The 21,663-nt window shown below is 65.7% G+C and carries 18 protein-coding genes; 8 read left to right on the forward strand and 10 right to left on the reverse strand.

Annotated features, from left to right (window positions below; translation table 11 throughout):
- Window positions 1-8 precede the first annotated feature (8 nt).
- From JY500_RS14375 to hppD, 8 genes are all read right to left on the reverse strand, one after another.
- Window positions 9-989, reverse strand: coding sequence for a GlxA family transcriptional regulator (locus JY500_RS14375; protein WP_172198138.1), 981 nt, complete (start codon window positions 987-989; stop codon window positions 9-11).
- 105 nt (window positions 990-1,094) lie between these two features.
- Entirely contained in the window at window positions 1,095-4,406 is a 3,312-nt protein-coding gene (locus tag JY500_RS14380; protein WP_206253471.1) for a PAS domain S-box protein, read from the reverse strand.
- An 85-nt stretch (window positions 4,407-4,491) separates the two neighbouring features.
- Window positions 4,492-5,136: a maleylacetoacetate isomerase gene (gene maiA / locus JY500_RS14385; RefSeq protein ID WP_206253472.1), complete on the reverse strand. Its 645-nt coding sequence runs from the start codon at window positions 5,134-5,136 to the stop codon at window positions 4,492-4,494.
- 17 nt (window positions 5,137-5,153) lie between these two features.
- Window positions 5,154-6,773 (reverse strand): methyl-accepting chemotaxis protein, encoded by a 1,620-nt coding sequence (locus JY500_RS14390; RefSeq protein ID WP_206253479.1) that lies wholly within the window; start codon window positions 6,771-6,773, stop codon window positions 5,154-5,156.
- 148 nt (window positions 6,774-6,921) lie between these two features.
- A complete protein-coding gene (locus JY500_RS14395) occupies window positions 6,922-7,908 on the reverse strand; it encodes a fumarylacetoacetate hydrolase family protein (protein WP_206253481.1) in 987 nt (328 codons plus the stop codon).
- Window positions 7,909-7,932: 24 nt separating this feature from the next.
- Window positions 7,933-9,072, reverse strand: a complete 1,140-nt coding sequence (locus JY500_RS14400) for a homogentisate 1,2-dioxygenase (RefSeq protein WP_206253482.1) — start codon at window positions 9,070-9,072, stop codon at window positions 7,933-7,935.
- Entirely contained in the window at window positions 9,069-9,932 is an 864-nt protein-coding gene (gene phhA, locus JY500_RS14405; RefSeq protein ID WP_172198123.1) for a phenylalanine 4-monooxygenase, read from the reverse strand. The genes JY500_RS14400 and phhA overlap by 4 nt, the downstream gene beginning before the upstream one ends.
- 109 nt (window positions 9,933-10,041) lie before the next feature.
- Window positions 10,042-11,145, reverse strand: coding sequence for a 4-hydroxyphenylpyruvate dioxygenase (hppD, locus tag JY500_RS14410; protein WP_172198120.1), 1,104 nt, complete (start codon window positions 11,143-11,145; stop codon window positions 10,042-10,044).
- Window positions 11,146-11,297: 152 nt separating this feature from the next.
- On the opposite strand from hppD, the gene JY500_RS14415 reads away from it, so the two are divergent.
- Window positions 11,298-11,783 (forward strand): Lrp/AsnC family transcriptional regulator, encoded by a 486-nt coding sequence (locus JY500_RS14415; protein ID WP_172198117.1) that lies wholly within the window; start codon window positions 11,298-11,300, stop codon window positions 11,781-11,783.
- Here JY500_RS14415 and JY500_RS14420 read toward each other — a convergent pair whose 3' ends face one another.
- Window positions 11,784-12,320: a DUF2062 domain-containing protein gene (locus tag JY500_RS14420; protein ID WP_172198115.1), complete on the reverse strand. Its 537-nt coding sequence runs from the start codon at window positions 12,318-12,320 to the stop codon at window positions 11,784-11,786. It lies immediately after the preceding gene.
- Between the two features lie 230 nt (window positions 12,321-12,550).
- Between JY500_RS14420 and JY500_RS14425 the strand changes: the two genes are divergently transcribed.
- The 7 genes from JY500_RS14425 (at window position 12,551) to JY500_RS14455 (ending at window position 19,670) form a co-directional block, all read left to right on the forward strand.
- Window positions 12,551-13,498 (forward strand): sugar ABC transporter substrate-binding protein, encoded by a 948-nt coding sequence (locus tag JY500_RS14425; protein ID WP_172198113.1) that lies wholly within the window; start codon window positions 12,551-12,553, stop codon window positions 13,496-13,498.
- Between the two features lie 48 nt (window positions 13,499-13,546).
- Complete coding sequence (locus JY500_RS14430) at window positions 13,547-15,106, forward strand: sugar ABC transporter ATP-binding protein (RefSeq protein ID WP_246479634.1); 1,560 nt, start codon at window positions 13,547-13,549, stop codon at window positions 15,104-15,106.
- Between the two features lie 16 nt (window positions 15,107-15,122).
- On the forward strand, window positions 15,123-16,097 hold the full coding sequence (locus JY500_RS14435) for an ABC transporter permease (RefSeq protein WP_246479635.1): 975 nt from the start codon (window positions 15,123-15,125) through the stop codon (window positions 16,095-16,097).
- 18 nt (window positions 16,098-16,115) lie between these two features.
- Window positions 16,116-17,126: a LacI family DNA-binding transcriptional regulator gene (locus JY500_RS14440; protein ID WP_172198107.1), complete on the forward strand. Its 1,011-nt coding sequence runs from the start codon at window positions 16,116-16,118 to the stop codon at window positions 17,124-17,126.
- Between the two features lie 10 nt (window positions 17,127-17,136).
- Entirely contained in the window at window positions 17,137-18,084 is a 948-nt protein-coding gene (gene rbsK / locus JY500_RS14445) for a ribokinase (RefSeq protein ID WP_206253488.1), read from the forward strand.
- Complete coding sequence (rbsD, locus tag JY500_RS14450) at window positions 18,081-18,476, forward strand: D-ribose pyranase (RefSeq protein WP_172198103.1); 396 nt, start codon at window positions 18,081-18,083, stop codon at window positions 18,474-18,476. The genes rbsK and rbsD overlap by 4 nt, the downstream gene beginning before the upstream one ends.
- 72 nt (window positions 18,477-18,548) lie before the next feature.
- Window positions 18,549-19,670 (forward strand): GNAT family N-acetyltransferase, encoded by a 1,122-nt coding sequence (locus JY500_RS14455; protein WP_206253489.1) that lies wholly within the window; start codon window positions 18,549-18,551, stop codon window positions 19,668-19,670.
- Between the two features lie 15 nt (window positions 19,671-19,685).
- Here the strand turns inward: JY500_RS14455 and JY500_RS14460 are convergent, their stop codons facing one another.
- Window positions 19,686-21,626 carry a methyl-accepting chemotaxis protein gene (locus tag JY500_RS14460; RefSeq protein ID WP_206253491.1) on the reverse strand — a complete coding sequence of 647 codons (1,941 nt, stop codon included), beginning with the start codon at window positions 21,624-21,626 and terminating at the stop codon, window positions 19,686-19,688.
- Between the last annotated feature and the right edge of the window lie 37 nt (window positions 21,627-21,663).

The raw sequence follows: 21,663 nt of genomic DNA on the forward strand, positions 1-21,663 counted from the left end.
GTAGTGCGCTAGTCCTCGCCTCGCTCGGCGGCCCCTGTCTGGGCAGGATCCGTATCACCCTTGAGGCGATCCTCGCGCGGGGTCATCCCGAAACGGTTTCGGTAGGCACTGGAAAAGTGCGGGCCCGACGCAAAACCGCAGGCCAGACCGATCTGCACGATCGACTGGCGGGTGGATCGCAGCAACTGCCGTGCCCGCTGCAGGCGCAGCTCCAGGTAGTACTGTGAGGGCACGGCTTCGAGGTGTCGCTTGAACAGGCGTTCGAGCTGGCGGCGCGACACGCCGATGCGTTCGGCGATCTGGTCTGTCGTGAGCGGCTCTTCGAGATTGGCTTCCATCAGCGCAACCGTACGGGCAACCTTCGGGTCCACCGCCGGGCCGGCGCCCGCGCCAAGCGGCACCGGCTGGCGCTCTTCGCTCGCGCGACCGCGCGGCAACATCCAGCGCGCAGCGAGTGCGTTGGCCACTTCGTTTCCGCTGCGTTCGGCGATCCAGGCAAGAATCGCGTCAGCCAGCGCGAGTCCGCCCGCGACACTCCACCACTTGCCGGTTCGCGCGAACAGGCGGTCGGTATAGCGGTGATCGGGGTTCATCGTGAGGTAGCGCTGCGCACCATGCCAGGGCAAGGCGAGCGTCAGCCCGGCCAGCAGGCCGTGGCGAGCCAACCCGTAGTGGGCGTTGCCGACGACCATCACTTCGCCGGCCCCGGTCAGGGCCTGCACCAGCGGTGCGCGAGCGCCGTCGCCACCGCGCGACACCGGTTCGCCGCCAAACACGATCAGCAGATCGCAGGCAGGCGCATCGGACAGGTTCAAGTCGCCGCGAACAAGGTCGCCGCCCTCGCGCGGCATGACCGCATCGGTCGCGCACAGCGTGAGCGTGGCGAGCGGCGCACCGCCGGCAGCGTCGCTGTCGGCCAGCAGGCTGCGAACCAGCGCAGGCTCGGCAAGCGGGTAACCCGGCAGGAGTAGGAGTCCGACACGCAGCATGGAATTCAGGATAGTCCGCCAGCAAAGCGGGAAGCCCGCGAGTTTAGTCGATTCAGCCTCAACTCCCCCTACTGTTCCGTACGGCGACGTGCTCGGTCACCCAGGTTACAGCCAGCCGCCCATGACCTCCCCTTCAACTGCAGCCCCGTCGGCGCGCATGACTGCGGTGCGGGCAAAGCGCACTTCGAACGCAGTGCCGCCGCCCGCCCGGTTGTAGGCGCGGATGCTGCCGCGATGGGCATGCATGATCTCGCGGCAGATCGACAGGCCAAGCCCGGTGCCGCCGGCACCGGTGCGGGTCTTGCTGCTCTGCACGAACTTGTCGAATACCGCGTCGAGTTCTGCTTCAGGGATGCCAACCCCTTCGTCTTCGACCAGGATCTCGACGGCCGGGACATCCTCGCCACCCCGCGCGAGCAGCGCGTCGCGCAGCGTCACATGCACGCGCTGACCAATCGGTGTGAACTTGATCGCGTTGGAAAGCAGGTTGCGCAAGACCTGGGATACGCGCAGGGCATCGGACGCGGCGCGTGTGTCCTCCGTCAGCACCTCGATCTCGACTGTCAGCTGCCGCGCGTGCGCCAGCGGTTCCAGATCATGCGCCACCTCGCGTGCCACACCGGCGAGGTCCACGACGGCCCAGTCGAGCACCATGCGCCCTGCCTCGAGCTTGGAAAGGTCGAGCAGGTCGTTGATCAACATCATCAGCCGATCCGCCGATACGCACACGCGCTCGAAGTAGGCCGCCAGCTTCTCGGGCGTTGCGCTATGTGCGCGGTCACGCCCCAGCCGCGCGAAGGACAGAATCGCATGCATCGGCGTGCGCAGCTCGTGCGACATGTTGGCGAGGAATTCCGACTTTGCGGCGTTGGCTGCTTCTGCGCTGCGCTTGGCCGCCAGCAGATCGGCCGTTTGCTCGGCAACGAGATCCTGCAAGTGATCGCGGTGACGCAGGAGCTCCTGCTCCTGCCGCCGGCGCTCGGTGATATCGAGATAGAAGGTGACGAAACCGCCGGACGGCAAGGGCGTGCCCGAGATTTCGAGCACCGTGCCATCCGGGCGCACGCGCTCGAACCGGTGCGCTCTCATCATGCGCGTCAATTCAAGCCGCTCGCTGACCTGCGTATTCACATCGCCCGGACCGTACTCGCCACGCTCCGCGTTGAAACGGAAGATCGTTTCGAGCGAAGGCATGGCCTGCGCGAACATCTCGGCCGGGAAACCGAGCAGTCGCTTGAACAGTTCGTTGCAGGCGACAAGTTCAAGGTTGGAATCGATCAGCGATACGCCGCCGGGGACGTTTTCAATGATCGCCTTGAGCATCGCCTCGCGATCACGCAGCGCATTCTGTGCGCGCCGTTCCTCGTCGATATCCTGCAGCACGCCGCGCAGCCGCACCGAGCCATCGGCATCGGAGACCGGTTCGCCACGCGCCCGGACCCAGCGGCTGCGGCCATCGGCCGCGTTGAGGATCACTTCAAGCTCCCACGGTTGGCCGTCGGCAATCGCGTGCTCGATCGCCGCTGCGATCTGGGGTCGCGCCGATTCGACGTACATGTTGAGCAACTCAGGCATCGTCACGGTGGCGCCTTGCGGCAGACCGAAGATTTCGTAGCAGACATCCGAGAGCCTCACTGCGCCAGACCGCAGATCGACCTCCCAGCTGCCGATTCGCGCGATTCGGCCCGCCGCCGCCATGAGGGCATTGGCCTCGCGCAGCGCGGCTTCGGTTTGCCGGCGCTGCGTAAGATCAAGTGCCACACCAAGCCAGCCGGTGATCTGCCCGCCCCGTTCGCGCAGCGCAGTCACCGCCAGCAGCACTGGCACATGCCCCCCGTCGCGCCGGACAAAGGTCCACTCGAACTCGTTGGGCAGACCGCGTCGCGACAGCGCAACGAAGGTCTCGAACCCCGCCTCGACGGGCTCACCCAGTTGCTCGGTCAGCTGAGCGGCGCGCGCGACGACTTCTTCCGGCAGGTGCCACAGCGCCGGTGTTTGCTGCCCGACGACTTCATCCGCCCGGTAGCCGAGCATCTTCTCGGCGGTCGGGTTGAAGCGGGTGACCAGTCCATCGGCATCGGTCGCCATGATCGCCGAGCCGGCACTGTCGAGAATCGCACTCTGCAGGGTGGTGGTTGCGCGGAGCGCCTCTTCGGCCTGCTTCTGACGCGTGATGTCGAAGCGCACGGCAATGTAGCGGCGCGGCTTGCCGCTCGGGTCCAGCTGCGGCGTGATGGTGGCATCCACCCAGTAGAACGAACCGTCCTTGGCGCGGTTGCGGATCGTGCCGTGCCAGACCCGGCCGGATGAAACCGTGGCCCAGAGCGCGGCGAAGAATTCGGGCGGGTGGTAGCCGGAATTGATCAGGCGGTGGTTGGCACCAATCAACTCTTCGCGCGTGTAACCGCTGATCTGGCAGAAGCGCTCGTTCACCGACTCGATCACACCCGCCGCATCGGTAATCGCCACGATCGCGGACTGGTCGAGCGCAAACTGCCGGAACGCCAGCTCGGCCGACACCCGCGACTGTTCAGCCAGGCTTTGCTCCATCGAATGATTGGCGCTTGCGAGCGCCCGATTCTTGTCGCCCATGCGCAGCATCAGCCGGGTCAGCAAGGCCAGCAGCAGCACGATCAGCGCGCCGGCCGCGATGACGATTTCGCTCGTTCCACCAAGGATTGCGGCGCCGTAGCCGCGCGGCGCCTGCACCTCGAGCCGCCATTCACCGCCGGCAAAGCGGATGGGCGCATACGCGCGCGCGGCAATGCGTTCCGGCGGTAACTGGAGCCCCACGCTGGCAACCGGCTGCGCGCCTTCCTGAAGCACCAGGCCAAGTTGCTCGCGGGCGTGGTCCGGAAACAGGAAGGGGGCAAACGCCTCGACGCGGAAGACCATCACGAGGGTGCCATCGTGTTTGCCCCGGCGCTGCACCGGCACGAACACCAGGAACCCTCGCCCGCCCTGCGCAAGCTCGAATACCGGCGTCGCCACGGCCTTGCCGGTTTCATGGGCGCGCGCCAGCCGCTCGCGGCGGACACCGCTGCGGTTGAGGTTCTGGCCGAGGACCTTTTCGTTGCCCGCGAGCGGCTCGATCCAGCGAATCGCGCCGCTTTCGTCGGCCCACTCTACGGCGGCTGTACCAGGCAGGTCATCGACATAGGCGCGGGCATCGCGGCGCCAGAGCGCCTCCGGCGTACCGTCGCCGGCCTCCCAACGCAGCCCCATGCGGGCGAGCGAGCGAATCCGGTCGTTCATCACCGTTTCGCCGGCACGCGCGAGCGACTCCGCCTCGGCTTCGAGTGATCGCTGCGTCAGCAGGGCTTGCTGTTGGGCGAAGGAAAACCACACGAACGCCAGCAGCAGTGCGCCCAGCGTCCCGACCCCCCAAGGCAGCACGCGGCGCACCGCAGCGCTCATGCATCGTCTCCGTACATTCCCGCAAAAACGCGGGCGATGCCTCAGTTACGGCTGGCGAGCAGGATTGCTTGAGCGCTGCGCCGCGTCAGGCCGCATCGGCTTGCCGGGCGGGCGCCGCCGCGGCAAAGGCTTCCAGCGTGGCGCAGTGGGCGTCGATCCGTTGCAGCGTCGGATAGGGCGAAAGATCGATGTCAAAGCGGCGTGCGTTGAAGACTTGCGGCACGAGGCAGCAGTCGGCGAACGTGGGCGTGTCGCCGTGGCAGAAACGGCCCGTCGCAGCGTCGCGGGCAAGCTGCTGTTCCAGCGCTTCGAAGCCAAGGCAAACCCAATGCTGATACCAAGTGCGCTTCTGCTCGTCGCTCAAACCGAGCTCGCCGCCGAGGTAACCGAGCACGCGCAGGTTGTTGAGCGGATGTATCTCGCACGCAATGCTCTGGGCGATCGCGCGCACCCGCGCACGGCCCACCGCATCGGCCGGCAAGAGCGCGGGCGTCGGGTGCGTTTCCTCAAGGTATTCCATGATCGCGAGCGACTGCGTAAGCAGCGCCCCCTCGTCTTCAAGCGCCGGCACCAGCCCCTGCGGATTCAAAGCGCGATAGGCCGGCAGCTTCTGCTCGCCGCCGTTGCGCACGAGATGCACCGGCAGCTGCTCCGCCACGATGCCTTTCAGGTTCAGGGCAATACGGACGCGATAGGCGGCCGACGAACGAAAGTAGGTGTAGAGCTTCATGCGTCGGCCTCCATGGTTCAGACGCGGTAGCGCGCCACCGTCTCCTGCATCGAACGTGCGATCGTATCCAGGTTACGTGCGGTATCGGCACTGCCCGCGGCCGCCGCGGCGCTCTCGTCAGCCATCTGGGCGACCCGCTCGACCGACTGCGCGATGCTGGTGCTGGCCGTGCTCTGCTCGCGAATCGCGCTCGAAATCTCCTGCACCATTGCCACCGCCTGGCCGCTCGACGTACCGATTTGTTCGATCGCGGCGCTGGCAACACGCGCCCGCTCGACACTCGCCGCCACCGTATCGACCGCCCCCGCCATCGAACCGGCGGCCTCGCGCGCCCCCTCGCGCATCGCATCAACCGTGCGTGTGATCTCCTGCGTCGATTGCGCCGTGCGCTCGGCGAGCTTTCTCACCTCGTCGGCCACCACCGCGAATCCGCGCCCCTGCTCGCCCGCGCGGGCGGCCTCGATCGCCGCGTTGAGTGCCAGCAAGTTGGTCTGGTCGGCCACTTCCTTGATCACAAGCACGATCTTCGTGATGTCGTGGCTCTGGCTCTCCAGCGTGTTGATGCGCGTGGCAGCCTCATCGACCTTGCGGGCAATCTCGTCGATGTCACCCACCGTCTGCGCGATGATCTGCACCCCATCGGCCGCAAGCCGGCCCGATTCAGCCGAATGCGCGCTCGCATCCCCAGCGCGTTCGCCAACGTGGTTGATGCTGACGGTGAGTTCTTCTACCGCGGCAGCCATGCTCGCAGCGGATTCGCTCTCCGCCGCAGCGGCGGTAGCCACCTGGTCGGAGGTGATTGCCATCTCGCTCGCCGAACTCGCAACCGCCGACGCCGATTGGCTGATCGAAGCGAGGCTCGATTGCAGCTTCTCAAGCAGACGATTCACCGCCACCGCGGTGCGCCCCACCTCGTCTTGGCCAGCGCCCGGAACACGCAGCGTAAAGTCGAGGTCGCGGTCGATCTGCGTCACGGTGTGCTCGACGCCGGACAAGGCGCGGCCGATCCGGCGAACCAGCGCCGCACCCAGCAGCGCCACGATGATGCTGCAACCGATCGCAAGCCCCCACGCAATCGCGAGCCCGGTCTTCTGCATCGAGGCAGCAGCGGCACGCCCGTCAGCCGCGAGCTTGGTGTTGTAGTCGACATGCTTGGCGAGCGCCGCCACGAGCTTGTTGCCCGCATCGCGGGCCGACGTGAGCGCAAGATTCGTCGCAGCCGCAGCATCGCCCTTGTTCGACACGGCAACGACCTCTTTCACCGCCGTCGCATACCCGGCGAAAGCTTCTGCATCGGCCGCCAGCAACTGCTTGTCGGTCGCGTCGGAGATCAGCTTTTCGTAGGCCTTGAGCTGTTTGTCGACCTCGGCAAGCGACTGGTCAACGAGCTTGCCCATTTCGTCGCGCTTCTGCTGATCAGGCGCGATGATGTGCTGCAAGGTCCGCAAACGCAGCCGCAGGGTCGCGTTGGTTGCCTCCTGCAACACCGAATAGCTTGGCAGGATGTTGTCGTTCACATCGTCGAGCGCTGCACTCAGCTGCGACGCCACCCGCACCCCGTTCAGGCCCACCACCAGCAAGGCCAGCACGGCCACGCCGACCATCAACCACAACCTGCCCGCAATCGTCAGTTTCATGACTCCCCCGATTCATTACTGGACACCGCTACAAGGCATGCACGGCACGCGCCATCCGACGCGGCCCTCAGGGGTGTCATAGCACGCAAGGGAGAGGACTTCACGGGCAGACCGCACGGAGTTTGATCTGCCGGTGCGGCCTTCCGGTTCAACTGTCGTAAGGGGATACGATCTGATCAATGGCGCCGAAGATCGACAGCCCGTCGGCACCGAACATTTCGATCGTGACGCGCTCGCCGTAGCCGAGATAAGGCGTGACCGGCTTGCCCTCCGCCAGGGTCTCGAGCATCCGGCGTTCGACGATGCAGGCCGAACCGCGCGAGCGATCGACGTTCGAGATGGTGCCGCTGCCGATGATCGAACCGGCTTCCAGCTCGCGGGTCCGGGCGACATGCGCGATCAGCTGCGGGAAGCCGAACACCATGTCGATGCCGCACTCCGGCCGGCCGAAGTGCTCCCCGCGAACGGTGACCTCCAGCGGGCGATGCACCCGCGCGCCGTCCCAGGCTTCGCCCAGTTCGTCCGGCGTCACCGCCACCGGCGAGAAGGCCGTCGCCGGCTTGCTCTGGAAGAAGCCGAAGCCCTTCGCGAGTTCGGCCGGAATCAGGTTACGCAGCGTCACGTCGTTCACCAGCATCAGCAGCCGGATCGCGCCGGCGCACTGCTCGGGCGTGGCGCCCATCGCCACGTCGCCGGTGATCACCGCGACCTCGCCTTCAAGATCAACGCCCCAGGCGGTGTCGCGCACCGCAATCGGGTCGCGCGGGCCGATGAAACTGTCGGAGCCGCCCTGGTACATCAGCGGGTCGCTCCAGAACTCGGGCGGCATCTCGGCGCCGCGCGCCTTGCGCACGAGCTCCACGTGGTTCACGTAAGCCGAGCCATCCGCCCACTGGTAGGCACGCGGCAAGGGTGAATGGCAGGCGGCAGGGTCGAAGGGCTGGGCGTGGCGCGCATGGCCGTTGTTGAGCGCCAGCGACAGCTCGGCGAGCTGGGGTGCGCAGCGATCCCAGTCGTCGAGCGCCGCCTGCAGCGTGCGGGCGATCTCCGGCACCGGCTGGCAGCGCGTCAGGTCGCGGGAAACGACGACCAGCGTACCGTCGCGGCCGCCGGTCTTGAGGGTGGCGAGTTTCATGTTGCCTCGGTGTGTTCGCGGCCCTCAGGCCTTGGGTTTCCAGGAATCGGCGTATTCATGCAGTTCAACCGCCCGCGCCGGCTCGTTCACTTCGAGCGGGAAGCGGGTGTCGATCATCACCGCGACCTCGTCCGTCTCCTTGCGTTCGGCCTTAAGTCCGGCGGCAAAGGCTTTCGGATGCGGCCCGTGGGTGAAGCCGCAAGGGTGCAGCGTCGTCATGCCGGGGCGGATGTTGTCGCGCGAAAAGAAGCTGCCGCGGTGGTAGAGGATGAACTCGTCGTAGTCGTCGTTCGAGTGATAGAACGGCACCTTCAGCGCACCGGGGTCGGATTCGATCGGCCGCGGCACGAAGGTGCAGACGACGAAGTTGCGCGCCACGAAGGTGGTGTGCGCCGAGGGCGGCAGGTGATAGCGGTGGCTCATCAGTGGCCGGATGTCGCGCCAGTTCACCCGGCAAGCCGCCAAATCGCCATGCCAGCCCACCGCGTCGAGCGGGTTGAACGGATAGTGGATCGTTGTGAGCTTGCCCTGGTGCTTGACCTGCACCGCCCAGGGGCGGCTGCCGGCTTCGCCGTCGCGTTGCGCGGCAAAGGCATCATCGAGCCTGGGCGTATCGAGCGCAGTCGCGTCAAAGATCGCATGCGGGCCGACCAGCCCCTTCTCCGGCAGCTGGTAGCTGCTGCCACTCGCCTCCACCAGCATCACCCGCGTCGGCTGGCGGGGTTCGAGCCGCCACATGGCGCCGCGCGGCAGCACGATGTAATCGCCGTCGCGGTAGTCCAGATGCCCCCAATCGCAGAACAGTGCCCCTTCGCCTTCGTGGATGAAGAGCAGTTCGTCACCGTCGGCATTGCGGGCGAGTGCTGGCATCGGCGCATCGAGCAGCCACCAGCGGATGCGCGCATCGGCGTTGGAAAGCAGCGGATAGGCCTGGAACGGGCTGGCGGCACGTACTTCGAGTCGATTCAGGTCGAAGGCGTGTGGCCGCAGCGGGCCGTCGAATTCGGTCCAGCCGGTTGGTGCGTGCTTGTGGTGGAAGTGGCAGGCCGGGCCGAAGAAGCCCTCCTTGCCCATCTCGCGCTCGAAGGTGCCTTCCGGCAGGTCGCAGTGCGCCTGACGGGAGAATTCACCCTCGGCTTTCGGGTAGCTGATCCAGCGTTTCATGCTGCGGATCTCCGGTTGAGGTCGTCGTGGCGTACGGATGGCACCAGCGCATCGCCCGCCACGGTGACGGATGGATCAATCGTCGGCAAGCCCTGCAGTCGCGCGTAGAGCGGCGCAAAGTCCTGCGCCGTCTCGCGAAAGAGCTGCTGGTAGCTGTCGATCACGAAATAGGTGTCCTGGAAGCGGTCGATGCGGTACTCAGTCTGCATCACCCGCATCAGGTCGAAGCGCACCCGGTGCGGCGCGGGCGAATCGATGCAGTGCAGGATCTCGCCGCCGGAAGACAGAATGCCCGCCCCGTAGGTGCGCAGGCCCTGCGGGGTGTCGATGAGGCCGAACTCCACCGTGTACCAGTACAGCCGCGCGAGATAGCCCAGGCCGCCCAGCGCCGCTGCCTTCATGCCACCGCGCCCGTATTCCTGCAGGTAATCGGCGAACACCGGGTTCATCAGCAGCGGCACATGGCCGAAGAAATCGTGGAATACGTCGGGCTCGACGATGTAGTCGAATTCTTCGGGCTTGCGCAGCCACACCGTTACCGGGAAGCGGCGGTTGGCTAGATGGGTGAAGAACACATCGTCCGGGATCAGGCCCGGCACGCCGACGATCTGCCAGCCGGTGGCGCGACCGAGAATGGCGTTGGCCACCTCAAAACGCGGGATGCCATCGGTGAGCAGTTCATTCACATGCTCGATGAACTCGTCGCAGGCGTAGCCCGGCAGCTTGCGGCTCTGCCGCTCGACGAGGCGGCGGTAGAGTGCATGTTCCTCGGGCGTGTAGGCCGCCCAGTCCTGATCAACGGTGTAGTCCGCGCGCATCTGCGAGTAATCGCCGCGCAGCGGGTTTTCGGGTTTCAGCATTGCGAACCCTCCTGACGGATGAGGCGGGCCGCGGCCCGCGTGGCGCTCGTCGCACCCTCATATGTACTGAGAGTGACCGCTGCGCCGCGCGTTCCGCGGGGTCGGTAACTCAGGCGGCAGCCGGGTCGCTCAGCACGCCACGGCGGATCTGGTCGAGCTCGATCGAGTCGAACAGCGCCTTGAAGTTGCCCTCGCCAAAGCCCTCGTTACCCTTGCGCTGGATGATCTCGAAGAAGATCGGCCCGATCACCGTCTCGGTGAAGATCTGCAGCAGGTAGCCCTGCCCTTCGCTCGGCGCCCCGTCGATCAGGATGCGGTTGGCGCGCAGCCGCGCGACATCCTCCGCATGGCCTTTCACCCGCGTATCCACCGCGTCGTAGTAGGTGTCCGGCGTGTCGAGGAACTTGATGCCGTTGGCCCGCATACCCTCGACAGTGGCGATGATGTCGTCGGTGCCCAGCGCGATGTGCTGGATGCCTTCGCCGTTGTAGGCATGCAGGAATTCCTCGATCTGGCTCTTGTCGTCCGAGGATTCGTTGATCGGGATGCGGATCTGCCCGCAGGGGCTGGTCATCGCCTGGCTCTTCAGGCCGGTGAGCTTGCCTTCGATGTCGAAGTAGCGGATCTCGCGAAAGTTGAACAGCTTCTCGTAGTAGCTGGACCACACCTTCATGCGGCCGCGGTGCACGTTGTGCGTCAGATGGTCGATGTAGGTCAGGCCGTAGCCCTTGTGCTCCACGTCGTCGCAGAGCGGCACGAAATCGACGTCGTAGATCGAGGGGCCGCCGTAGCGATCCACCAGATACACCGGGCAACCGCCGATGCCCTTGATCGCCGGAATCTGCAACTCCATCAGTCCGTACTGCTGGGCATGGGGTTCGGCGCCGAGTGACAGCGCACGTTCGTAGGCGGCCTTGGCGTCACGGACACGAAATGCCATCGCACAGGCGCTAGGGCCATGTACACGGGCGAAGGATTGCGCGAAACTGTCTTTTTCCGCGTTGACGATGAAGTTGATCTCGCCTTGGCGGTAAAGTGTCACGTCTTTGGAGCGGTGGCGCGCAACAGCCTTGAAACCGAGCTGTTGAAATAAGGCACCCAGCAGCTTCGGGTCGGGTGCGGTGTATTCGACGAATTCGAATCCATCGGTGCCCATGGGGTTGTCCCATAGGGCGCGCGGTTCCGGCCGCGGCCGGACAAGGTTCAGCGGCATGATTGTGTCTCCTCTGTTGGGGGCCGCTCTGTCGGCAGCGCCTCGCAGAAAGAAGAATAGTCAAACGCGCCCGAATTTTCGTTGCGTTTATTGCTCAAACAATTAGAATTTGAGCAACTTTTGAATAGCCTTTTTGATATTCAAGCAACAACATGACAGACGCCGTCAAACTCGATCGCACCGACCGCCGGATCCTCGAAGTTCTGCAGCAGAACGGTCGCATCCCCAACGTTGAACTCGCGAAGAACGTTGCGCTCTCGCCCTCGCCCTGCCTGCGCCGCCTGCAGCGCCTGGAGGAAGACGGGGTGATCGATCACTACACCGCGATCCTCAACCCCACCAAGCTGGGTTTGACGCTGCTCGCCTTCGTTAACGTATCGCTCGACAAACGTGCTGGCGAAGGCACCGACAGCTTCAAGGCTGCGGTGCAGAGCTGGCCCGAAGTGACCGAGTGCTACGCGATGACCGGCGAAATGGACTACCTGCTGCGCGTGCTCGTCACCGACCTGCAGCACTTCTCGCGCTTCGTGATGGACAAGCTGCTGCGCCATCCCGGCGTGCTGGACGTCAAGTCCAGCTTCGCGCTCGAAGAGGTCAAGCGCACCACCGTACTGCCGGTCGAAGAACTGATCGTTTGATCAGGCCACCTCGCCTGGCATCGCCGCACGGCGGGGCGCAATGCCCCGCATCACGCCCCAGCCCGCCAGGTAGCCGATCGCGGCGGAGCCGCAAGCGATCAGCGCCAAGCCGGTGACAAACGACAAGCCGGCCCACCCCAGCGACATCCCCTGCCACATCGTCTGCAAGGCATCGAAACTGAACGCCTCGAGCCGCGGCAGCAGTGCCGCGTCGAACGAGGGCACCAGCCAGGGCAAGACCTCAGCCCCCAGGCGATAGGCCGCGAGATAGATCGGCGGCGCCGTAAGCGGATTCGTCACCAGGGTCGCCACCGCAGCAGCCATCAGGTTGGCCCGCAGCAACGCAGCGGCGAGCGCCGCAAAGAAAATCTGCGCCACCGGCGACAGAATTCCGAAGAACAACCCTATCGCCACGCCCAGGCCGACGGTGTGCGGCGCCGGGCGCCACAGCCTTCGATCCAGCAAGCGGTTCGCGAAGGGGCGCAACAGTCGGGAGCGCAAAACGCGCAGCGGCGAGAGGCGAAACCAGGCGGGCACGGTATGTCCAGGGCAATCAGCGTGTTCTTCTGATCCCTGCGCGGGGCGACAAGTTCCCGAACGACAAGCCGCGCAACAAAGCCGCTTCCGCACTGCAGCATCGAAAGTCCTTGCCTCACGGAACGGATTCACTACACTTCACGCAAACGTTTGCGCAAACGTTTGCTATTACATCTGCGCTGGCGGCGGCAGCTCGCATCCGCACAGGCAAAACACCGAAGGAGACCCAGATGAACACACGTCGCAGCACCCTGAAGTCGCTCGCCCTGATCGCCGTCGCCGTTGCGCTGCCGTTCGGCAGTGCGAGCGCCGCGGATGCCAAGCCGAAAGTCGCGCTGGTCATGAAGTCGCTCGCCAACGAGTTCTTCCAGACCATGCAGGACGGCGCCAAGGCGCACCAGAAACAGCACGCCGCGCAATACACGCTGATCGCCAACGGCATCAAGGACGAGACCGACACCGCGGCTCAGATCAAGATCATCCAGCAGATGATGGTCGAGAAGGTCGATGCGCTGGTGCTCGCCCCGGCTGACTCGAAGGCGCTGGTGCCGGTGGTCAAGGAAGCGATCGACAAGGGCATCATCGTCGTGAACATCGACAACAAGCTCGACGACGCGGCGCTGAAGGAAAAAGGCATCGTCGTACCCTTCGTCGGCCCCGATAACCGCGCTGGCGCCAAGCTGGTCGGTGATTACCTCGCCAAGCAGCTGAAGGCCGGCGACAAGGTCGGCATCCTCGAGGGCGTATCCACCACCACCAACGCGCAGCAGCGCACCGCCGGCTTCCAGGACGCAATGAAGGCCGTTGGCGCCAACGTGGTCGGCGTGCAGTCGGGCCAGTGGGAAATGGACAAGGGCAACATGGTCGCCAGCGCGATGCTGCGTGAACACCCGGATCTGACCGCCCTGCTCTGCGGCAACGACAACATGGCGCTCGGCGCCGTGGCGGCCGTGAAAACCGCGGGCAAAGCCGGCAAGGTGAAGGTGGTCGGTTACGACAATATCTCCGCGATCAAGCCGATGCTGGCCGACGGCCGCGTGCTCGCCACTGCCGACCAGTTCGCCGCGCAGCAAGCGGTATTCGGCATCGAAACCGCGCTCAAGGCGATTGCCGCCAAGACGCCGCAGAAGGATCTGCCCGGCACCGTGCAAACGCCGGTCAAGCTGATCACCAAGTAAATCCAGGCCATGCGGCGCGCCTCGTGCGCGCCGCATGCAGGACGCACGATGATGCCCCCTACCCCACCCCTGTTGCACGGCACCGGACTCGGCAAGCGTTACGCAACGCCGGTGCTCAGCGATGTGAGCTTCACCCTCCATGCCGGCGAAGTGCTGGCGCTGACCGGCGAGAACGGCGCCGGCAAGAGCACGCTCAGCAAGATCATTGCCGGCCTGATTCCGCCCAGCGAAGGGCAGCTGGAACTCGCGGGCCAGGCCTACCGCCCGCAATCGCGACGCGACGCCGAAAGCCAGGGCGTACGCATGGTGCTGCAAGAACTCGGGCTGGTGCCCACGCTCACGGTTGCCGAGAACCTACTGCTCGACCATCTGCCGCGCCGTGCCGGTTTCATCCGCCGCGATGCGCTCAACCAGCAGGCCGCCGCACAGATGGCGGCGATCGGGCTGTCCGAGATCGACCCGCGCACGCCGGTTGGCGAACTGGGGGTCGGCCATCAGCAGATGGTGGAGATCGCCCGCAGCCTCGTCGGCGATTGCCGCATCCTGATCCTCGACGAACCCACCGCTACGCTCACCAGCCGCGAGATCGAACATCTCTTTCGCCAGATCGCACTGCTCAAGGCGCGCGGCGTCGGCATCATCTACATCTCGCACCGGCTCGACGAAGTACAGCAGATCGCAGACCGCGTGATGGTGCTGCGCGACGGCAAGCATATCGACACCCAGCCGATGGCCGGCATGACGCAGGATGACATCGTGCGCCGCATGGTCGGCCGCGATGTGCGTGAAGAACTTGATCGCGCGCGCCGCCCTGCCGGCAGCATTGCGCTCGAAGTGCGCGGCCTCTCGCGCGGCAAGTTCGTCAAGGATGTGAGCTTCGACGTCGCCCACGGCGAAGTGCTCGGCATCGCTGGCCTGGTCGGCGCCGGGCGTACCGAACTACTGCGCCTGATCTATGGCGCAGACCGCGCCGACGCAGGCGAGATCCGCCTCAACGGCGAAGCAAAACCGCGCCCGGTGCGATCGCCCATGGAAGCGGTGCGCCACGGCATCGGCCTCGTCACCGAAGACCGCAAGGCTCAGGGCCTGATGCTGCCGCTGCCGATCCGCGTGAACGCCACGCTCGCGCGCATCGCAGATGTCGCGCATCGCGGCTGGCTCGACCGCGCCCGCGAACGCAACACCGTAGAGCAACTGCGCGAAACCCTGGGCGTGCGCTGCAATTCGATTGAACAAGCCGTCGGTGAACTCTCCGGCGGCAATCAGCAGAAAGTGGTGTTTGCGCGCTGGCTACATCGCGACAGCGACGTGCTGCTGCTCGACGAACCCACGCGCGGCGTCGATATCGGCGCACGCGCAGACATCTACGCCCAGATGGATCGGCTCGCCGCCGCTGGCAAGGCGCTGGTGATGGTGTCGAGCGATCTGCGCGAACTGATGTCGGTGTGCGACCGCATCGCCGTGATGAGTGCCGGCCGCCTCGTGCGCGTGTTCGAACGCGGCGAGTGGTCGCAGCACGCACTGCTCGAAGCCGCCTTCAGCGGTTACAGCGCCGGCCATGCCAGCGCAACGACCGAAACCCCTACGGCCGCCGAACATGTCTACTGAGATGCCTGAGAAAACCATGTCCAACCCTGCATCCACGCCCGCCCTGTCGCTGCGCGGCAGCCTCGGCAACTACCTCGGCCTGGTCGTCGCACTGGTGCTGATGGTCGCGCTGTTTGGCTCGCTATCCGAGTACTTCTTCTCGGTCAGCACCTTCATCACGATCGCCAACGACATCCCTGCGATTGCCGTCACCGCTGTCGGCATGACCTTCGTGCTGATCATCGCCGGCATTGACCTGTCGGTCGGCTCGGTGATGGCGCTCGCCAGCGCCACCGCCGGCTTGGTGATGCTGCAATGGCACTGGGGCCTGTTCCCGGCGGTGCTGGTCGCCATGCTTACGGGGCTCGTCGCCGGCATGGCGAACGGGCTGATATCGGTCGGCTGGCGCCTGCCTTCCTTCATCGTCACGCTCGGCATGCTGGAAGTGGCACGCGGTTCGGCCTACATCGCGACGAATTCGCGCACGCAGTACATCGGTAGCGCGATCGACTGGCTCAGCGCACCGCTGTTCGGTGGCGTGTCGCCGGCCTTCATCATTGCGGTGCTGATCGTGATCGCCGCGCAGATCGTGCTCACCCGCACGGTGTTTGGCCGCTACATGATCGGCATCGGCACCAACGAAGAAGCGATGCGCCTTGCAGGGGTGGATCCCCGCCCGGTGAAGATCGCGGTGTTCGCCATCGTCGGCACGCTCGCCGGCCTGGCCGGCATGTTCCAGGCCTCGCGACTCGAAGCCGCCGACCCCAACGCCGGCATCGGCGCCGAACTGGTGGTGATCGCCTCGGTCGTGATCGGCGGCACCAGCCTGATGGGCGGGCGCGGTTCGGTCATCGCCACCTTCTTCGGCGTGCTGATCATCTCGGTGCTTGAAGCCGGCCTCGCACAGGTCGGCGCCAGCGAGCCCACGAAGCGGATCATCACCGGCTGCGTCATCATCGCGGCCGTGGTGCTCGACATGGTGCGCGAACGACGCAACCGCCGCAGCGCCTGACAGACAGGGTCCAGGGGAATGGCAACGATCAAGGATGTCGCGCAGCGTGCCGGGGTGTCGGTCACCACGGTATCGCACGTGCTCAACGCCACACGCTTCGTCAGCGAGGATGCGCGCGAGCGCGTCGAAGCGGCGGTGCGCGAGCTGGCCTATGTGCCCAGCGCGGTGGCCCGCAGCCTCAAGCACAACGCCACCCGCACGCTCGGCATGCTGATCCCCAACAACTCGAACCCCTACTTCGCCGAGATCATCCGCGGCGTCGAAGACTGCTGCTTCCAGGCCGGCTACAACCTGATCCTGTGCAACTCCGACGATCAGCCCGAGAAGCAGGCGAGCTACGTGCGGGTGCTGGCTGAAAAGCGCATCGACGGCCTCGTGCTGGTTTCCTCCGGTGTCGCGCCCAGCCTCGCTGCACAATTGCAGGCGCTGGCCCTGCCGGTCGTGCTCGTGGACCGCGAAGTGCCGGGGCTGGACTGCGATCTGGTCGAAGTCGATCACACCGCCGGCGGCGAGATCGCCACCCGCCACCTGCTCGAACTCGGTCACCCGCAGGTCGTCTGCATCAGCGGCCCCGCCGGCCTCACGCCCAGCTCGCAACGGCGCGCCGGCTGGAAGCGCGCCCTCGCTGCAGCCGGTGTCGCACGCCGCGAGGGCGACTTGGTGCGCGGCGACTTCACCAGTCGCAGCGGCTATCTTGCGATGCAAGGCCTGATCGCACGCAAGACCCGGCCAAGCGCGGTGTTCGTGTGCAATGACGTGATGGCCATCGGCGCGCTGTGTGCAATCCACGAAGCCGGCCTGCGTGTCCCGGAAGACATCTCGGTCGTCGGCTTTGACGACATCGAACTCGCCGCCTACACCTTCCCGCCGCTGACCACCGTCGCGCAGCCCAAGCAAGCCATCGGCACCGGCACGGCGAAGCTGCTGCTCGAACGCATCGCGGGCGAGACCGGCGCACCGCGGCGCCTGATCCTTCAGCCGGAGTTGCGCGTGCGCAAGAGCACCACGCGATATCGGCCCAGTACCTGAAAGCCAAGCCATGCCCAGCTATCCGCAGCACAGCCCGAACCGCCCGATTCTCGTCATCGGCAGCCTCAACATGGATCTGGTGATGCGCACCCCGCGCGTGCCGCAGGGTGGCGAAACCCTGTTTGGCCACGACTTCGCGACGCTGCCGGGCGGCAAGGGCGCCAACCAGGCGCTGGCCTGCGCGCGTTTGGGCGGGCATGTCGCGATGGTGGGGCGTATCGGCGACGACAACTTCGGCCAGGTTCTGAAGAGCGGGCTCGCCCGTGATGGCGTGCATGTCAGCCAGATCACCGTGACGGGCGGCGTGACCAGCGGCGTAGCTATGATCCTGGTCGAAGACATCGGCCAGAACCGTATCCTGATTTCGGCCGGCGCCAATGGCCAGGTCACCGCAGGGGACATCGACGGCGTGGCTGCGCAGATCGAACAGGCGGCGATGCTGGTTGTGCAACTCGAAGTGCCGCTGCCCGCGGTGCTTGCCGCAATCAAGCACGCACACGCGGCCGGCGTGCCCGTGCTGCTGAACCCCGCCCCCGCCGCCGCCTTGCCCGACACGCTGTGGCCCATGGTCGACCTGCTCGTGCCCAACGAAAGTGAAGCCACACTGCTCAGCGGCGTCGACGTGAAGGACACCGCCAGCGCCGCCGAAGCGGCCGCCGTGCTGCGCGCACGCGGCGTTCGCACAGTGCTCATCACGCTCGGCGCGCAAGGCGTTCTGATCTGCGATGCGCAAGGCGTGCGGCGCCTGCCGGCTCAGAAGGTCAAAGCGGTCGACACCACCGCAGCCGGCGACACCTTCGTCGGCGGCCTCGCTGTCGGCCTCACCGAAGGCATGAGCCTCGACGACGCCGCAGCGCTCGGCCAGGCCGCGAGTGCCATCTGCGTCACGCGAATCGGCGCGCAGCCCTCGATCCCGTGGCGATCCGAACTGACACCGACTGAAAGGGCCCGCTCATGAAACGCACCACGCTGCTGCACGCCGAATTGTCGGAAGTGATTGCACGACTTGGCCACGGCGACATGCTGGTGATTGGCGACGCCGGACTGCCGATTCCCGACGGCCCGCGCCGCATCGACCTGGCGGTGAGCGCGAACCTGCCGCCCTTCATCGACGTGCTCAAGGCCGTGCTGAGCGAAATGCAGGTCGAATCGGCCGTGCTGGCCGACGAGATCGTCGCGCGCAACCCCGCCGTCAATGCGGCAACGTTGCAGTTGCTTGGCAGCACACCGGTGGCGCGCATGTCGCATGAAGACTTCAAGGCGCTCAGCGCACGCGCCCGCGCAATCGTCCGGACCGGCGAGTTCTCGCCCTACGCCAATGTGATCCTGCGCGCAGGCGTGGTGTTCTGACACACCACCGCTGTTGAGGGCCGGCCGGATCGGCGATGATGCAGCCTTCCAGCATCACCGCGGACCCGACCCTTGACGCGCCTGCTCCTGCATCGCCGCATCGCTGATCTGCCCGCCGCCGGGTGGGACGCACTCGCCGGCTCGCAGCCCTTCCTGCGCCACGCCTTTCTCGATGCATTCGAGGCCACCGGCTGCGTTGGCGAGGGCACCGGTTGGCAGCCGATGCACGCCGCACTGCGCGACGACGCGGGCGTGCTGCTCGCCGCGATGCCGCTGTATGTGAAGACGCACTCCTACGGCGAATTTGTGTTCGACTGGGCCTGGGCTGAGGCCTCGGAGCGCGCCGGCATCCGCTACTACCCGAAGGCGCTTGGCGCGATTCCGTTCTCGCCGGTACCTGGCCTGCGCATCCTCGCGAGCGACAATGCGCACCGGGCAACGCTGCTCGCGGCGGTGATCGACGCATGCCGCGACGCCGGGCTCAGCTCCCTGCATGTGCTGTTCGCCGACGAGGCCTCCCTCGCCGCCGGCGACGCGCTCGGCATGCACCGCCGCCATGCGGTGCAGTTCCACTGGCACAGCGCGGGCGAGCGGAACTTTGACGATTTCCTTGCCCGCATGTCACACGACAAGCGCAAGAAGATCCGGCAGGAGCGGCGCAAGGTCAGCGCTGCCGGTGTCAGCCTGCGCTGGCTTGAGGGGCGCGACATCGGCGAGGCCGACTGGGCCTTCTTCGTGCGCTGCTACGAAACCACCTACGCGCTGCATCGATCGACGCCCTACCTCACGCTCGACTTCTTCCAGCAACTTGGCGAACGCTTGCCGGAAGCCTGCGTGCTGGTGATCGCCGAACGGGCCGGCAACCCGATCGCCGCCAGCCTGATGCTGCGCGACGACGAAGCGCTTTACGGCCGCTACTGGGGCGCGCTCGAATACATACCCTGCCTGCACTTCGAAGCCTGCTACCACCAGGGCATCGAATATGCCATCGCCCGCAGGCTCAAACGCTTCGAGGGCGGCGCGCAAGGTGAGCACAAGCTTGCCCGCGGCATGGACCCGGTGCAGACCACGTCAGTGCACTGGCTGGCCGATCCGCGGCTGGATGCCGCGGTCGGCCGATACCTCGCGCGCGAGCGCGAGGGCATCTCGCAGTATGTCGATGAGCTGGCCGAGCACCGACCGTTTCGCGACTGACGACCGACGCAATCGCTAAACGCGGAAGTTGCCGACGATCTGCCTGAGCTCGCCGGCCATGACCTCGAGCTGGGTGATGACCGCTGATGTCCGCTGGATCTCGGCGTCGCCCTCCAATGCGGTGGCCGACATGCGCTCGGCGGTCTGCGCCATCGCCTCGGTCGCACGCGATTGTTCGGTCGTTGCGTCGCGGATCTCGGCAATCGAGTCAACGACGCCCTTCATGGCCTCGCGAATCGAATCGATTTGCGCCAGCACGGTGGCGACTTGGCCGACACCGGTCTGCACCGCGGCGTGGGTTTCGCCCACACGCAGCATGGCGTTCGCCGCATTCGTCCGCATGCCACCGACCATCTGGTCGATCTCGACCGTGGCCTTTCCGGTTCGCTCAGCGAGCTTGCGCACTTCGTCAGCGACGACTGCGAAGCCGCGCCCTTGCTCGCCGGCACGCGCGGCCTCGATCGCTGCGTTGAGGGCCAGCAGGTTGGTCTGATCGGCGATTTCCTTGATCACGTTGGCGACCGATCCGATCTGCGCCGAGCGCGCTTCGAGATCCTTCATCGCTTCGCTCAGCACGTCCATGGACTTCGAGATCGTGTCGATTTCACTGGCCACCGAGCTGACCGCCGCTGCGTTGGTGCTCGACATCTGACCCGCCTGTTCGGCCGAGTGGGCGACGTCCTGCGCGTGGCTCGCGGTATGCGCGATGCTGACGGTGATCTCCTCGATGGTTGCCGCCGTCTGCGTCGTCAGGTCGGCGGAGTGGCGTGAACCGGAGGACAGCTGCTGCGTCATTGCGCCAAGTTGCTCGACACTGGCGCCGAGCAGATCCGTCTGCTCACGCACACGCTGGAACATGCTGCGGAGCTGTTCCATGAAGAGGTTGAAGCTGCCCGCGATGGCGCCGATCTCGTCGCCGCTATCGACATGCAGCCGTTGCGTGAGATCGCCGCTGCCCGAGGCCAGGCCACGCATCGCGTCGCGCAAGCGCGCCAGCGGGCGGGTCAGCGAATTGGCGATCCAGAGCACAAGCATCAAAGCGAGGGCCAGCACAACGACGTCGGCAATTGCAAGCAGCGTCAGGCCACGATTGATCGGCGCGTAGATTTCGGCCTCCGGAATTTCGACGACCACGAACCAGTCGGCGATCGGGAGGTAGCTCGACACCATGATCGAGGGTCCGTTCGGGCCGCTGACATGGACGAGATTGAAGTTGTTCTTCACGAGCAGCTTTTCGGCATCGGTCGCAAGCCCGGGCAAGCTGTTCAGCTTGACCTTGTCATTGACCTTCACGAGTTCGGGATTGCGGTGGATCTGGATCTGGCCACGCGCGTCGACCACAAACACCTGGCCGCTCTTGCCGACGGCAAGCTTGCGCACCCGATCAGCCATCGCGGTTACGTCCAGACCAAGGCTCACGCTGGCGCGATGGCCGGCGCTATCGGCGGCCAGCACGTTGGTGAACATCAAAACGTTGGGGCTGCTCGCTTCCACGCCCAGGTTGAATTCGGCCGCCTTGCCGCTGGACATGAAGGCCTTGAACCAGCTGTCGGCACCGTCGGGGTCGATCTGGCGTGAGAGGCCCTTGGCGGAGTCATAGTAGTTGCGCGTTGCTTCCGACACCCAGGACACCGTGACCGCGCCGGTCGCATCCTTCACCTTGGCAGCAAAACGCTGCCAGGCGGCGACGCCTTCGGCTGGCTCGCCAGTGGCCATCCAGTCAAGCATGAAGGTGTTTGCCGCGAGCACGCGGGTCTGCTCGAGCGGTACCGAAACCGAGCGATCAAGATCGTTGCGGATCGCCTCGACCGTTCGCACAAGCTCATATTCTTCCAGGCGTTCGGTCAGTGCCGCCTTGAAGAGACGGGCCGAAAGCAGGCTCGTGATCAGCATTGAAACGAGCAGCGTCAGCACGACACTGACGAGGATCTTCTGTCGCACAGACCAGTTCTTCATTACGCCCCCCCGGTAAATGGATCATGTCTGGCAAAGG

The organism is Niveibacterium microcysteis (genome assembly GCF_017161445.1).
GTDB lineage: Bacteria > Pseudomonadota > Gammaproteobacteria > Burkholderiales > Rhodocyclaceae > Niveibacterium > Niveibacterium microcysteis.